Source organism: Streptococcus mitis (assembly GCF_965111725.1).
Taxonomy (GTDB): domain Bacteria; phylum Bacillota; class Bacilli; order Lactobacillales; family Streptococcaceae; genus Streptococcus; species Streptococcus mitis_DV.
On record NZ_OZ217341.1, the window covers coordinates 1,264,003 to 1,277,700 of the forward strand.

Genomic DNA, 13,698 nt, shown 5'->3' on the forward strand with positions numbered 1-13,698 from the left:
TTATAGGACTAATCTTTGCCACCTAATTTCTCATTGATTTTCATCATCACACTAGCAATTTTTTCGCCCCAATAAGGGTCTGAGGCATATTCCACATTCATACCAGACGCCTTGTTTCCAAGGAAAGTTCTGCCCCTATCGATATAATTTTCCTTAATCCACTTGGTTGCACCTAAAATTCCCTTATCCACATCATCAAATGTCTTGGCAGAAAGGTAAGGGGTCGTATCATAGGCTGTAATTCCAAAGAAATTATTCTTATCTTTGGCAATCTTACTTCGTCCCCAGTCGCTTTCTAAGGCACTATGGGCAAGGAGATAGAGGGCATTGATATGGTAATGTTCTTCGGCTTCCTTAAAGGTAGCTCCCTTATTTTCCAAGAGACTATTGTCAATATTTAACAGACTAAATACCTTATCCAAATCCTCAGCACTGTAGTTTGTAGCCTCTGTCAAATCTTTGAAAAGGAAGGGATTTTCAAGGTTAAAATCATCAAAATGCAGCCCATCTGCCGAATAATATTTCTTACCTACTTCCATATCAGAAAGATGAGAAGCTACTGGGATACTAGCATTCTGAGCCACATAGTGATAAAAACGATGTCCATCACTCTCATAATAAGGGATAAAGTCCTTACTAGCATCTAGCGCTTGTAAATCTTCTGTTTTCATATAGCCTGACAAACCAGAAACAGTAATAGCCAGGCGCTTGTCATCACTTTTTCTATCCTTATCTAGCCAGACGACACTACCTTGCGATATATAGGAGAGCTTTTCACCATCTGCATCATAAACATTTGCTGTGACAGGTACTACTTGATAGTAAGCAGCATTTTCGTTTGTAGCTTTTTCTCCAAGCCACTTTCCATCGCTTCCAAGCTGATAACTATCTACAGTCTCATTTTTCGCCATGTAACCACCAGATTTGAAGTAGTACCAAGCTTGACTTTTAGAATCGTAGACCCATTCTTTTTCAGCCATTTTGCCATCAGACTTGAGGTAAAACCATGATTCCTTATCCCAAATCCATTCATTGGCTGCCATATAGCCACCTGATTTTAGATAATAATAGTGACCATTTTCGAAAATCCATTCTTTCTCAGCATGATTTCCATTTTCTTTGATGTAAAACCAAGATTGGTATTGTTTGTCATAAAGCCAACCTTGCTGTACTTTGGCACCACTAGCATTCACATAAGCCTGGTCAATCCACTGACTTGTTAGCAAATAACCACCAGATTTGAAATAATAGTCCTTCCCTTTAATTTGAAGCCATTCTTTCTCTGCGTGTTGTCCATCTGCTTTGATATAAAACCAAGAGTCGTATTGAGAATCATAGACCCAATCTTCTATTACCTTAGCACCTGTTGCACCAACATAGGAAGTTCCTACCCAAGCATTTCTTTTCATCTTTCCATTTTGGTCAAGATAATAGAAGGCTCCCTTGTCTTCTACCCATTCTGACTTGGCCATATAACCACCAAATTTGAGATAAAAATAGTCATCACCTTGTTTCAGCCATTCATTTTCAGCATAGTTGGCATCTGCTTTTATATAAAACCAAGATTGATAATGAGCATCAAAAACCCATTCATTGGCTGCTTGACTGCCGTCTGCTTTCAGGTATTGTTTTCCTTGCCAAGTACCATCACTGGCCATTACACCCTCTGGACTAGCTAAGAAAAATAGCAGGGCTAAAAAAATAAATCTTACTTTCTTCATTAACCTTCTTCCTCTGTTCTTATTTATTTTATTGTACCAAAATTCTCTTAAATTCATATTACAAACTAATAAAAAATCAAGAACAGATTGATTTCAGTTTACCTCAGAGACTCTTTCACTTCCTTGCGTAAATCTTCCAAACTGCTGATGCCATATTTATCCATGACTTTTGGTAAATTTTCGATGATATCAGGGCAGGCATAAGGATTGGTAAAGTTGGCTGTTCCAACTCCAATGGCAGATGCGCCAGCCAGATACATTTCTAGGGCAGCTTCAGCCGAATCCACTCCCCCCATTCCAATGATGGGCAGGTCTGTTGTTTGGGCAACTTGGCGGATGAGTTTGAGGGCTACTGGAAAGACTGCTGGACCAGACATTCCACCTGTTCCATTGGCCAAGATTGGTTTTCTGGTTTTGAGGTCAAAGCGCATTCCAACCAGAGTATTGATCATGGTCAAGCCACTTGCTCCCGCATCTTCTGCAGCTTTTGCGACAGTAACGATATCGGTCACACTAGGAGTTAGTTTGACATAAACTGGTACATCAGAGGCTTCCACAGCTGCTTTCACCACATCATAAGCTAAATCTGGATCTTGACCAATCAGGAGTCCATGATTACAGTGATCTACGTTGGGACAAGAAATATTGAGCTCAATAGCCTTTACATTAGCTGCCTTGGAAATACCACTAGAAACGGCCGCATACTCTTGTTTTGAAAAACCAGCTACATTGGCAATGATGGGAAGATTTGGATATTCTCTTTCCAGCCAAGGTAACTTTTCAGCCAAAACAACTTCCAAACCAGGATTTTGCAAACCAATTGCATTGAGCATACCAGCAGGTGTTTCTGCCACCCTTGGAGTTGGATTGCCAAAACGGGGTTCAAGAGTTGTCGCCTTGATCATAATAGAACCTAAAAGGTCTAAATCATAGTACTTGGCATACTCTTGTCCAAAACCAAAACAGCCTGATGCTGGAATAATCGGATTTTTCAAATCCAAACCAGGTAGAGAAACTTGTAAACGATTTCTAGTCATGATTTTCTCCTTATAATACAACTGTTCCTGTGCGGAAAACTGGGCCATCTTCACAGACACGTTGGCTGACCGTCTCGCTTTCTGGTACTTTTAGGACGCAGGCATAGCAAGCCCCCATCCCACAAGCCATACGAGATTCCAGAGATAGATAGGCTCTTGGGTGGTCATAAAAGGTTTGATTGATATACTTCATCATTCCTGGAGCCCCACATGAGTAAACAGCATCAAATTGATTGTCTAAATCCTTGATAACAACGGAAACATTTCCCTTAATCCCATAAGAACCATCATCTGTCGTTACAAAGACTTGACCATATTGAGCTAATTCCGTCTCTAAAATAACAGCATCCTTGTTCGCAAAACCGAGGACTGTCACTACTTTCACTCCACGCGCATGCAATTCCTTGGCCACCTCAAGCAAGGGAGGTACACCAATTCCCCCACCAACTAAGAGAACCTTGCTCTGCTTATCTAGGTCAGACAAGTCAAAACCATTCCCCTGAGGCCCCATCACATCAAGCGTATCTCCCTGACTTAGGGTTGAGAAAATAGCTGTCCCAGCACCTTCAATTCGATAAATGAGGTGACACTGCTTCTTAACCTTATCAATAGACGAAATCGAAATAGGACGACGCAAGAGATGGGCGTCATCAGGCACACGCAGATGAAGAAATTGGCCTGCTCGCATAGCTTCAACCATTTCCCCTTCTAGGACTAATTCAAAGATTGCTGGCGCAATTTCCTCCTGTGCAACCACCTTCATGGTTTCCAATCGAATTGCACCCAAACGTTTCTTACATGTGGGATTCATGACTTTTCCTCCTTAAATTTTAAGGGGACCAGACAAAGAAAAGACCTTGCTAGTGCAAGGTCTCAGTTAAAATCATACAACAGAAGAGAGCACACTCAAAAAATCTCCTCTAGAAAATTGTACTATTCTTTTATCTGACACCTTGTGAGTCTCTCTGGACTCCCCTTAAAGGTTAAATTTTTATTAGTATACTCTTTCAGCTAAAAAAAGTCAAGTAGAAAACGAACATTCTACTTGACCTCACGAGATTATTTTTCACGAATGACTTCGACCTTGTAGCCATCAGGATCTTTGACAAAGTAATAGTTAGGTGCAGTTCCTGGTAGGCCATTTGGCTCAGTCACTTCATAGCCTTTGGCACTATGCTCTTGATGAAGCGCCTCAAGATCAGGTGTACTGAGGGCGATATGGGCAAAGCCATCTCCAACCACATAAGGCCCGTGATCGTAGTTATAAGTCAATTCCAACTCATAGTCGTCACCCTCAAGACCTAGATAGACAATCGTGAAGGCATGATCTGGAAAATCTCTGCGACGCAATTCTTTAAAACCAAAAGCATCTTGATAAAATGCGATTGATTTTTCAAGGTTTTCTACTCGCAAGCAAGTGTGTAGCATTTTTGAAGCCATATTTTTCTCCTTTATTTTTAAAAAGACTGGGACAATCCTGTTCCAGTCTTATCTGTTATTATTTACCAAGTTTTGCTTTAGCTGCATCTGCAAGAGCTGTGAAAGCTGCTGCATCGTTAACAGCCAAGTCAGCAAGCATTTTACGGTTAACTTCGATCTCAGCCAATTTCAAACCATGCATCAATTGTGAGTATGAAAGTCCGTTCATACGAGCTGCCGCGTTGATACGAGTGATCCACAATTTGCGGAAGTCACGTTTTTTCTGACGACGATCACGGTATGCATAGTAGTAAGAGTTCATTACTTGTTCTTTTGCAGTACGGAACAAGATGTGTTTAGCTCCATAGTAACCTTTTGCTAATTTAAGAATACGTTTACGACGTTTGCGTGATACAACGCCACCTTTAACACGTGCCATGTTTTATTTCCTCCAAATATTTCCTAGAATTGTTTACTTACAGTCAAGCTATTATTTCAAGCGAGTAAGCATTGCTTTGATACGTTTGTAATCTCCTGAATGCACCATAGATGCTTTACGAAGATGACGACGTTGTTTCTTAGTTTTTCCGTGGAAACGGTGAGAAGTGTAAGCACGGAAACGTTTAAGTCCACCAGAACCTGTACGTTTGAAACGTTTAGCTGATGCGCGGTGTGTTTTTTGTTTTGGCATGATTTTTTCTCCTTTATTTAACTTTCTGACAATTATTTTTTGTCAGTCGCTGGCGCCAATTGCATGAACATTTGACGTCCATCCATTTTAGCACGTTGTTCGATGATGGCAATATCTTGAGTTGCTTCAGCAAACTCGGCTAAAACTTTTGCACCAATCTCTTTATGGGTAATCATACGACCCTTAAAGCGAATAGATACCTTAACTTTATTTCCTTTTTCAAGGAACTTACGTGCATTACGAAGTTTTGTATCAAAGTCACCCTTGTCAATTGTTGGACTTAGACGAACTTCTTTCACAGTAACAACGCTTTGTTTTTTACGTTGTTCTTTTTGCTTCTTCTGGTACTCAAATTTGAACTTACCGTAGTCCATAATTTTTGCAACAGGCGGTTTGGCTTGGGGTTGAATCAATACTAGGTCAACATTAGCGTTATCAGCCAAAGCTTGCGCTTCACTGAGTGGCTTGATACCTAGCTGTTCTCCCTCAAGACCAATCAAGCGAACTTCACGTACACGAATCTCATCATTGATGAATAAGTCTTGCTTTGCTATGGTTTTCACCTCTTTTGTTTTATTAGAGAAAAACAATAGCGGACTTGTAAATATACAAGCCCGCACGTTATGATAGCGTTTCTTCGAAACTTTTCATCCGTAGGGCCAGGCAACTTAATGTCACAAGGCGAGAAGCTCTCACTTCTGCTTTTCTCAACTTTTATATGATACCAAGTTTTCTAGCTCTTGTCAAGATAAAAAGTTATTTTTTGAAAAGTTTGTGTTTGTATTTTGGTTTGGTTTTCGAATCAAAAAGAGAGAACCAAGTTGATTCTCTCCCTATGTTAGTTTTTCTTTAGCTTCCCTATAGGAAAACTAAACTTTAAAAACTTCCTTTTTACGTGAACTTCCCCAGATTTCGATAAATAGAATCCCCACTAACAAAAGGATAATCAGGCAAGGAAGCAAGACCATCCCCATGCTCCAATTTAGATTGACATTATCAATTTGCTTAGGTAATCTTCCAGATAAAATCTCCACTGAACGCAAGTAAGTAAAGGGAATCAGATGTGCAATCCTTTGAAGAGGCTGAATTGTTTGGATACCAAACAATAAGCCAACAATCCCAATGAGTGAAAGAAAAAGGACAGGCATTTTTTGCTTGAAAAAGTAAGCAATCAAGTACACTACTTCCACAATGACGATAAAGGCTAAGAAAGCTAAGAACAAGCCAGGAAATAACACATCTTGTATCTTTCCAATAGTTACCTCTTGATTCACTAAGCTATAAATTGGGTAGGGATAATCTAACTGTCCAAAACCACTTATCAGACTTCCCGCTAGAAAAGAAAATCCGCTGATTCCGATAAACAGCACAGTTACATAGCCCACTCCAACTCCAAGAGAGGACATGGCAAATGCCACTTTTGAAAAAGGATATAACTGAGCTGTGTCCAGATGATTTTGATATCTTTCTGCAAATAGTTGCGTTAGCATAAAAATAATAGCAACCACAAACAAGCTTGGGATGATAGCCTCTAAAACCCAGACAATCTGATCAATCCCGTGGGTCGGAAACTCCAAAGTATGTGCTTTTATGTTCAAGGGATACAGGGCTTGGTAAATCTTCCGTTCGCGGTCAACCCCCATTTTTAAGCCAGAGCTAGCAGTCGGGTCATTTGATACAAATTCATAATTCTTCTCTTCATCTTGCCACTGCAGATAGTAGGCCTCTTTCCAGCGCCCTTCTTTTAATAAAGTCAAAATTTCTGTCTTTCGCTTCAAAAGATTTTTTTGTAATTCTAAATTACTTTTAGCAAACTGGTATTCCTCCGAGCTGGTGTCAGACATTTGGGAAAGTTTCGCTTCATTTTCATTGATAGCTCTCTCATTTGCTACAAGATGGGCATCCAAGCTAGTCTCTAAGCTGACTGAGTTTGCAGTCTGACTATTAAAATAAAAGGTAACACCGAGTACAGATGCAAATAAAAGTAAGATAATCCAGTTTAAGCGACTTTTGAAAACTTTTTTCAATAAAAATAGACTAACATCTTTCATAAACTAAACCTCTTCTATCTGCCCCTGATGAATGGTTACTACTCTATCGCAGACATCAACCAACTCTTCCTTATAGTGGGAACTTAAAAGAACCAGCTGTTCTTGCCTATCGATTTGTACAAGCCTATCAAAAAACTTCTGTCGATAATACTCATCTAAGCCATTTGTAATCTCATCCATGAGCCAGCATTTGGCCTGACTCAGGAAATACATGGCAATCACCAAGCGTTGCTTCATGCCTAAGGAATACTTGCGAATGGGAAGGCTGATATAGTCAGACATTTCCCAGTAATCAATTTCATCCCTCAAGTTCAGACCTGACTTCCAGATATTTTTGATAAGGCGAAGATAGTCTATCCCACTTAAGTTTCCATCCAGCCATTCAACGCTCTCATAATAAAATAAAGAAGGAGGGGCTGCAATATTTCCGCTACTTATAGGAATTAAATTGCTAATGGCGCGGAATAGTGTCGTCTTTCCAGAACCATTGATAGCAAGAATACCATAAATCCTACCCTTTTCAAATGTAAAATCAACATCTTGTAAGATGACTTGTCGCGTTTTTAAGGTCACATGAGTAAGCTGCAACATATCTAGCCCTCCTTTTTATCACTCTTTAAGGATTAACAGCCTCCGCTGTAGTAGTTTAGTACTTCATAACGATTGTAATTCCAACCACTATCAACTTTATACTATGAATAGCTGTCATAACGAGACCATGACGGAATCCAAGCATATTGATGGCCGTGATAGTTGGTACTATATTTCCAAAACGTATTCCAATCATACTTGTAACTTTTAGTGACTGTCACAGCAGATAAACTGGACTGAAAAAGACCAATAGATCATAAACTAACTAATTAAACGATTTTTGCTAATTTTTAATGATTTTATATCATCAATATTGAATACGCTTTCATTATATCGTTTTTATCATTATTATGCAACAGATTTTTAGTTTATTTTACTAATATTTAGTATTTATCCTTTCTATCGAACGCTTTCAATCTTCCAACTATTCCAACCCTTAAAGCGTATAGCTCCTTGCTGATCAGTTCGATATACTTTGCTATTGATCGTTTCCAGTCGTGTCAAAGTTTCCTGATGGGGGAGTTTCGTTCGATTATTCTTTCCAACTGAGATAAGAGTAAGCTCTGGTTTGAGTTTTTCTAGAAAGGCTGAACTTGATGATTTTTTAGAGCCATGTTGGCTAGCTTTCAAAACATCCACCTCTAGGTCAGGATAGTGCTTCAACAAGTCCTTCTCTCCTTTCTCCTCCAAGTTTTCTGTGAAGAGGAAGTGCTTATCCAAGAGTTTCCCATAAAGAACCAGGGAATCTTCATGACCTCCATCTCCCATTTTCCTTGGAGATAGGACTTCTAACTGACTTCCAAAAATTGGCAAGTTCTCCCCTACTGTCACACTACGCACCTTGGTTTGAGCAGTCTGTAGTTCTGCCACAAATTCCTTCTGTTTCAGACTGCCTTTTGATACTAAAATTTCGCCTACATGGAAAGCCTTGGTCACCTCCAACAAATCTCCAATATGCTCCTTGTCCGTGTTTGTCAAAATCAGCTGGTCAATCTTGCTCACTCCTCGACTTTTAAGATAGGGTATCAAGCTTCTCTGGGCATTGCTGGTCGTCGTCTTTTCTTGCCATTTTTCTATTTTCTTACTAGACTCTGCCTTGCCGCCTACATCTATGAGAATGGTTTTCCCAGTTACATCCCGTAGGAAAATGCTTTCGCCTTGCCCCGCATCCAGCATGGTGATTTCATTTTCTAGTGGATTCTTGGTCAGGAAAAAGAGACCTGTAATCAATAAGCTCAATACCGTTAACATTTTAATGTTTTTCCTCAAATCATAGACCAAAGCCAAGGAAATTAACAACAAGATTAAAAGCCACGCATTAGGTTGTCCAAAGACAAGCGGTCTACTTGCCACCTGTGATACCAAGCGAATCATCCCCTCCAACCATTCAAAAATAAAATTCAGCTGAATGACTGGATAGAGAAAGGAAAGGGCAAATAAGATAGACAAGAGCGGTAAGAAGACCAAATCAAATAGAAAGGAAAAGACAAAGGTCAAAAGGATGGAGCAAGGTTGAAATTCCGCAAAATAGAAGGACAGAATGGGCAATATACCCAAGGAGATGACTAGACTTTCTCTAGCAACAGCCTTGAGCCCCTCCCCTTCTTTGCTGGTCATGGTCAAGATAAAAGCATAAGCACAGGACAAAACTCCTCCTGCTGTCAAGAAAAAGTTTGGCATGACAATAAAGAGGACAAGCACCGTCAAGGCAAAATTATCCAAGCCCTTAACACCATGTTGGACCAGTAATTTTTGCAAAAGACTGCGAATGACCGAGGCTGAAAATCCTGTCAGACCTGCATAGATAAGGGAAAAGGGATAAGTCAGCCATTTCAACTTTTCTTGGGTCAAGCCCAATCGCAAGAGAAGTTTCTTAAATCCATCCATGAAAAAGCCTACCTGCATACCCGACAAGGCAAATAGGTGGATAATTCCTAGACTAGAATAAAGCTCATTCATCTCCTCAAAGTCTGTATCCAGATGTCCTAATAGAAGCCCCGTCATGTAATTGCGCATAGGATCTGGAAAGTGCGTCTTGATCCAAACCACAGCCTTTCGACGTAAACTGGACAAGTTTTCACCTATATCCCAACTGCCAACCTTTTGAAGTGACTGGATTTTTTTGATATTGAGAGTTTGGTAAATTCCCTGAGTTTTCAGATAGGCTTGATAGTCAAATCCACCAAAATTTCTCTGCCCTTCTGGCTCCGAAAGCTTCCCTTCTAGTTCCAAGTCATGAAGAGCTGTTAAAGCTTGGAAGGCTTCTTTTTCCCCCTCAGACTGGACTTTATAATAGACTTGAAAAATGCGGCCATCGGCCTTGCCCCGAAAGGATAGACTATCACCATTAACCTTAATAGTATCAGGCAAAATCCGTACCCTTTCAACAGAATCCGCCAAATTTTGACTCGCTTGACTCTGTTGCCAATTTTGAAACAGAAACCAAAAGCCAAAGACTCCACAAATCACTAGAACTCTGCCTGCTGATTTCCAAGGAAATTGAATAAAGAGACAGACTAGCAGAAAAACAAAACCTAGCAATGCGAGATAAGATGATGAGAAAATGGCGTAGTAAAGCCAAAGTAACAGAAAACTCAGGTAAATTAGGGGAATAGAGAAATTCTTAATCCACTGTAACATAGTCTTTTAGCTTTTCTATCGTTTTAGCACCAATGCCAGAGACCTTCTTAAGTTCATCAACCGACTTGAATTTGCCATTCGTTTCACGGTAGTCTATAATATCCTGAGCTCGTTTTCCTCCCAGTCCTTTGACCTGCTTGAGTTCTTCCAGACTGGCCTTGTTGAGATTGACCTTCTTTTCCTTGCTCGTCGAAGAAGCCGTCCCTGGACCTGCCTGCTGACTAGCTGCCTCTTCTCCCTTAGTGGGAACGTAAACCAGAGCCTCATCACTAACTTTCTGAGCTAGATTGAGCGACTTGCTATCTGCTTGCTCTGTCAAGCCACCAGCCTTCTGAACAGCATCATTGACTCGACTACCTACCGGCAAATCATAAATTCCAGGTGCTTTAACAGCGCCTTTTACATCTACTGTGATTAGATCTTGTTCAACCGGTTCTTCCTTTTCTTCCTTCTTCACATCCTTTTCGGTCGATGAGTCCTTGGAAATAGCTGCGACTTCTGCCTGTAAATTCGTTTCTTTTACAGGTGTTTGTGGAGTTGGCTTTAGCAGGAAAAATCCTCCTACAAGCAAGCCCAGACCAGTACAGATGACAATGATTTTATACTCTTTGATTTTCTCGATAATTGCTTCCATATTTTCTCCTCTCTTAGATTATTCGTAAGAGGAAGAAAAAAACAGTTGAAAATTTCTTCTCAACTGCTTATTTATTTGCAAAATAGTCTTCCTTAGTCAAGACATAATGAACTCTTGTCACGATTCGGCCTTCTTCATGCTGGTCCATACAAGCATAAGCTTCTTCGTGAGAAAAATGCATTCCTGATTTCTCCATGACCTTTCCTGACGCGGGATTAGCCTTATCGTATAAAGCAACTAACTTGTTCATTCCGATTTTCTCAAAAGCTAGCTCAATCACAGCACGATTGGCTTCTGTCGTCAATCCTTGATTCCAATACTTTTTATTGATAATGTAGCCAATAGCTGCCTTCTTAAGAACAGAATCAATCTTGTGCAAGTCAATGGTTCCAATAAATTTGCCATTGCTTTTTAGTTCTATTCCCCAACGTCCCAAGGGATTGGCCAAGTAGAACTGAGCAATGTTATTCTTGGTTTCTTCCAAGCTTTGATTGGTTGGAAAAGTGTAACGCGTATTATCCTTGTCTGAGGCATAGGCAAACATTGCTTCTGCATCATCCAAGGTTACAGGTCTAAGCAATAAACGCTCTGTCTCCACTATTGGATACTGAGCTAGTTTTAAAAAGATTGATTCCATAGGATTCCACCACTTGAAACGTTTCTAACTAAGATAAGGATATTGAATGAAATATTTAAAAAGCAAATTTATACTTGGTATTGAGATAACTTTAAGTACAAAAGAACTATCCTTCAGATAGAGGTTGAGGATCTAATTCTTCACTCTCTTCTTTTTTAACCGGTTCTGGTTCATAAGCTCGGATAATCTGAGCGACAACTGGATGGCGAACCACATCCTTAGCTGAAAAATGAACAAAGTCAATCTGATGGATGTTCTTGAGTTTTTCTTGAGCATCAATCAAACCAGACTTGATATTACGTGGCAGGTCAATCTGACTGATATCTCCATTGACAATCATCTTAGAATTAAAGCCTAAACGAGTCAAAAACATCTTCATCTGCATGATAGTCGTATTTTGAGCCTCATCGAGAATGACAAAGGCATCATCCAAGGTTCGTCCACGCATATAGGCAAGGGGCGCAATCTCGATAATTTCACGCTCCATGAGACGAGTTGTTTGGTCTTTTCCCAGAATCTGATACAAGGCATCATAAACAGGTCGAAGATAAGGATCTACCTTCTCCTTGAGATCACCCGGAAGAAAACCTAGACTCTCTCCTGCTTCCACCGCTGGTCTAGTTAGAATAATCCTCTTGACTTGCCCACGTTTAAGGGCAGTCACTGCCAAGGTCACTGCAAGGAAGGTCTTCCCTGTCCCTGCAGGTCCGATTCCAAAGGTCACATCATGCTGTTTAACACTATCCACATAAAGCTTTTGACCTAAGGTTTTGACACGAATAGGTTTACCAGTATTGTCCTTGATAATTTCTTCTTCGTAAAGGGCGACAAACTTGTCAATTTCATCATTTTTGACCATGCTAATAGCCGTTACCACATCTGGCGTACCAACTGTCATCCCACGATTTACCAAGACCATCAAAGCCTGAATAACTTGACGGGCTTCCTTACAGGCAGTCTCTTCTCCCAAAACCTGTACAATCTCCGTACGAGCATGAATCACCACATCGAGCTCTTCTTCCATCAAACGAAGATGGCGTTCATTGGAACCAAAAAGATGAAACAGGTCATCTGGATGACTCAGTTGAATGTCTATTGAATGTTCCTTCAAATAAAGAACCTCTCTAATCCTTTTATTTCTTTTTATTATAGCAAAGGGGCGGAGAAATTACTAGCCCAAACCCAATGAATAAAGTCTAGTGTTCTAAGTATTCTTGCCAGATGGCGTCAAAGTCTCCTAGGTTAAAAGAGAAACTGGCATGTTCCTCCAAAAAACGACTGACCTCATCAAAATCATCTGTGTGTTTTGGGAAGGCTGATTCTTCAAAAGCTAGGTCTGCCAAGATAGCTTTGGGACTGTTACTTTTAGGATTGCGCTCAGTCATGAGCCAAGTGTAAAATGATTTTCTCATAAGTCACCCTAAATCAACTCGGTCCCAAACTGGTCTTGCTTGATTTTACCAGCCTTCATCAAGCCGCCAAGTGCTTTCTTGAACTGACCTTTAGAAATGCCAAAGGTTGCCTTGATGTCGTCTGGAGATGACTTATCATTTAAGGTCATGAAACCGCCATTGCTTTCCAAGTAGGTCAAAATCATCTGGGCATCATTTTCCAACATTTCAAAAGAACGTGGTTTGAGGGAGAGGTTCAAGGTACGGTCCACTTCACGGAAACCAATGACACGCGCATCTAATACTTGCCCCAAACGTGGCTCTGCATAGCGCTCGCTAGGATGGATAAAGCCAAGCATGTTATTTTCTGGCAGGTAAACAAAAGTTCCTGACAGCTTGAGGCGGTAAACAATGGCTGGCCAGTTTTGGTTCTGCATGTTGTTGTAGGCAGGACGAGCCAAACGTTGGAAGTCTTCTTGATAAGCTAAGAGGCCCCAGATTCGGTCTTTCTTGTCCACTTCAAGACGGATGTAGAGTTGGTCGCCCTTCTTAGGCCAGAGTTCCTTGAGCTCAGGGAGAATATCGAGTGACACAACGATTTCCTTGTCAGGAAGGCCCGTATCCACAAAGACACCCAAGTCCTTACGAACCTCTGTAACACGGCCCCAACCAAATTGGTCCTGAGTTGCAGTCACTTCTAGAGTGGTCAAGCGGAGTTTTTGCTTCATATCCGTGTAGGCAAAACCTTTAACCGTATCCCCTACTGTATGTTGACCTTCTTCCTTGGCAAGTGCATAGGTTTGACCATCCTTTTGCACAAAGTAAAAACGGTCATTTTCATCGATGATCAGTCCAACGATAAAACTTGCAAGATTTGTATTCATAT

General features: G+C 40.5%; 15 protein-coding genes, 1 pseudogene and 1 other annotated feature. All 16 genes and pseudogenes read right to left on the bottom strand.

Annotation, left to right across the window (positions count from 1 at the left end):
* Window positions 1–8: 8 nt before the first annotated feature.
* Window positions 9–1,778 carry a glucosaminidase domain-containing protein gene (locus ACLV7Q_RS06240; RefSeq protein ID WP_218757806.1) on the bottom strand — a complete coding sequence of 590 codons (1,770 nt, stop codon included), beginning with the start codon at window positions 1,776–1,778 and terminating at the stop codon, window positions 9–11.
* A 41-nt stretch (window positions 1,779–1,819) separates the two neighbouring features.
* Window positions 1,820–2,806 carry a dihydroorotate dehydrogenase gene (locus ACLV7Q_RS06245; protein WP_218757805.1) on the bottom strand — a complete coding sequence of 329 codons (987 nt, stop codon included), beginning with the start codon at window positions 2,804–2,806 and terminating at the stop codon, window positions 1,820–1,822.
* Window positions 2,769–3,569 carry a dihydroorotate dehydrogenase electron transfer subunit gene (locus ACLV7Q_RS06250; RefSeq protein WP_218757804.1) on the bottom strand — a complete coding sequence of 267 codons (801 nt, stop codon included), beginning with the start codon at window positions 3,567–3,569 and terminating at the stop codon, window positions 2,769–2,771. The genes ACLV7Q_RS06245 and ACLV7Q_RS06250 overlap by 38 nt, the downstream gene beginning before the upstream one ends.
* A gap of 248 nt (window positions 3,570–3,817) precedes the next feature.
* Window positions 3,818–4,198 carry a VOC family protein gene (locus ACLV7Q_RS06255; RefSeq protein ID WP_000157153.1) on the bottom strand — a complete coding sequence of 127 codons (381 nt, stop codon included), beginning with the start codon at window positions 4,196–4,198 and terminating at the stop codon, window positions 3,818–3,820.
* A gap of 58 nt (window positions 4,199–4,256) precedes the next feature.
* Window positions 4,257–4,616, bottom strand: a complete 360-nt coding sequence (rplT, locus tag ACLV7Q_RS06260) for a 50S ribosomal protein L20 (RefSeq protein ID WP_000124834.1) — start codon at window positions 4,614–4,616, stop codon at window positions 4,257–4,259.
* A gap of 51 nt (window positions 4,617–4,667) precedes the next feature.
* A complete protein-coding gene (rpmI, locus tag ACLV7Q_RS06265) occupies window positions 4,668–4,868 on the bottom strand; it encodes a 50S ribosomal protein L35 (RefSeq protein ID WP_001125943.1) in 201 nt (66 codons plus the stop codon).
* Window positions 4,869–4,900: 32 nt separating this feature from the next.
* On the bottom strand, window positions 4,901–5,431 hold the full coding sequence (gene infC / locus ACLV7Q_RS06270; RefSeq protein WP_000848180.1) for a translation initiation factor IF-3: 531 nt from the start codon (window positions 5,429–5,431) through the stop codon (window positions 4,901–4,903).
* A gap of 15 nt (window positions 5,432–5,446) precedes the next feature.
* Window positions 5,447–5,578 (bottom strand) — a sequence feature (ribosomal protein L20 leader region).
* Between the two features lie 159 nt (window positions 5,579–5,737).
* Window positions 5,738–6,919, bottom strand: coding sequence for a hypothetical protein (locus tag ACLV7Q_RS06275; protein ID WP_218757803.1), 1,182 nt, complete (start codon window positions 6,917–6,919; stop codon window positions 5,738–5,740).
* 3 nt (window positions 6,920–6,922) lie between these two features.
* Window positions 6,923–7,510 (bottom strand): ATP-binding cassette domain-containing protein, encoded by a 588-nt coding sequence (locus ACLV7Q_RS06280; protein ID WP_173252988.1) that lies wholly within the window; start codon window positions 7,508–7,510, stop codon window positions 6,923–6,925.
* 32 nt (window positions 7,511–7,542) lie between these two features.
* Window positions 7,543–7,731: pseudogene (locus ACLV7Q_RS06285) on the bottom strand (hypothetical protein).
* Window positions 7,732–7,909: 178 nt separating this feature from the next.
* Window positions 7,910–10,150 (bottom strand): DNA internalization-related competence protein ComEC/Rec2, encoded by a 2,241-nt coding sequence (locus tag ACLV7Q_RS06290; RefSeq protein WP_218757802.1) that lies wholly within the window; start codon window positions 10,148–10,150, stop codon window positions 7,910–7,912.
* Window positions 10,134–10,784 (bottom strand): helix-hairpin-helix domain-containing protein, encoded by a 651-nt coding sequence (locus ACLV7Q_RS06295; RefSeq protein ID WP_016398663.1) that lies wholly within the window; start codon window positions 10,782–10,784, stop codon window positions 10,134–10,136. The genes ACLV7Q_RS06290 and ACLV7Q_RS06295 overlap by 17 nt, the downstream gene beginning before the upstream one ends.
* A gap of 67 nt (window positions 10,785–10,851) precedes the next feature.
* Window positions 10,852–11,421, bottom strand: coding sequence for a GNAT family N-acetyltransferase (locus tag ACLV7Q_RS06300; protein WP_218757801.1), 570 nt, complete (start codon window positions 11,419–11,421; stop codon window positions 10,852–10,854).
* A 106-nt stretch (window positions 11,422–11,527) separates the two neighbouring features.
* Window positions 11,528–12,532: a PhoH family protein gene (locus ACLV7Q_RS06305; RefSeq protein WP_218757800.1), complete on the bottom strand. Its 1,005-nt coding sequence runs from the start codon at window positions 12,530–12,532 to the stop codon at window positions 11,528–11,530.
* 85 nt (window positions 12,533–12,617) lie between these two features.
* Window positions 12,618–12,833: a YozE family protein gene (locus ACLV7Q_RS06310; RefSeq protein WP_001232084.1), complete on the bottom strand. Its 216-nt coding sequence runs from the start codon at window positions 12,831–12,833 to the stop codon at window positions 12,618–12,620.
* Window positions 12,834–12,841: 8 nt separating this feature from the next.
* Window positions 12,842–13,696, bottom strand: coding sequence for an RNA-binding virulence regulatory protein CvfB (cvfB, locus tag ACLV7Q_RS06315; protein WP_001095445.1), 855 nt, complete (start codon window positions 13,694–13,696; stop codon window positions 12,842–12,844).
* Between the last annotated feature and the right edge of the window lie 2 nt (window positions 13,697–13,698).

Bases quoted from the DNA above. Each gene is read 5' to 3' on its own strand.
- ACLV7Q_RS06295 (WP_016398663.1), bottom strand. From the start codon at position 10,784: ATGGAAGCAATTATCGAGAAAATCAAAGAGTATAAAATCATTGTCATC.
- ACLV7Q_RS06300 (WP_218757801.1), bottom strand. From the start codon at position 11,421: ATGGAATCAATCTTTTTAAAACTAGCTCAGTATCCAATAGTGGAGACA.
- rpmI (WP_001125943.1), bottom strand. From the start codon at position 4,868: ATGCCAAAACAAAAAACACACCGCGCATCAGCTAAACGTTTCAAACGT.
- ACLV7Q_RS06240 (WP_218757806.1), bottom strand. From the start codon at position 1,778: ATGAATTTAAGAGAATTTTGGTACAATAAAATAAATAAGAACAGAGGA.
- ACLV7Q_RS06250 (WP_218757804.1), bottom strand. From the start codon at position 3,569: ATGAATCCCACATGTAAGAAACGTTTGGGTGCAATTCGATTGGAAACC.
- rplT (WP_000124834.1), bottom strand. From the start codon at position 4,616: ATGGCACGTGTTAAAGGTGGCGTTGTATCACGCAAACGTCGTAAACGT.
- cvfB (WP_001095445.1), bottom strand. From the start codon at position 13,696: ATGAATACAAATCTTGCAAGTTTTATCGTTGGACTGATCATCGATGAA.
- ACLV7Q_RS06245 (WP_218757805.1), bottom strand. From the start codon at position 2,806: ATGGCCCAGTTTTCCGCACAGGAACAGTTGTATTATAAGGAGAAAATC.
- ACLV7Q_RS06255 (WP_000157153.1), bottom strand. From the start codon at position 4,198: ATGGCTTCAAAAATGCTACACACTTGCTTGCGAGTAGAAAACCTTGAA.
- ACLV7Q_RS06290 (WP_218757802.1), bottom strand. From the start codon at position 10,150: ATGTTACAGTGGATTAAGAATTTCTCTATTCCCCTAATTTACCTGAGT.
- ACLV7Q_RS06310 (WP_001232084.1), bottom strand. From the start codon at position 12,833: ATGAGAAAATCATTTTACACTTGGCTCATGACTGAGCGCAATCCTAAA.
- ACLV7Q_RS06275 (WP_218757803.1), bottom strand. From the start codon at position 6,919: ATGAAAGATGTTAGTCTATTTTTATTGAAAAAAGTTTTCAAAAGTCGC.
- ACLV7Q_RS06280 (WP_173252988.1), bottom strand. From the start codon at position 7,510: ATGTTGCAGCTTACTCATGTGACCTTAAAAACGCGACAAGTCATCTTA.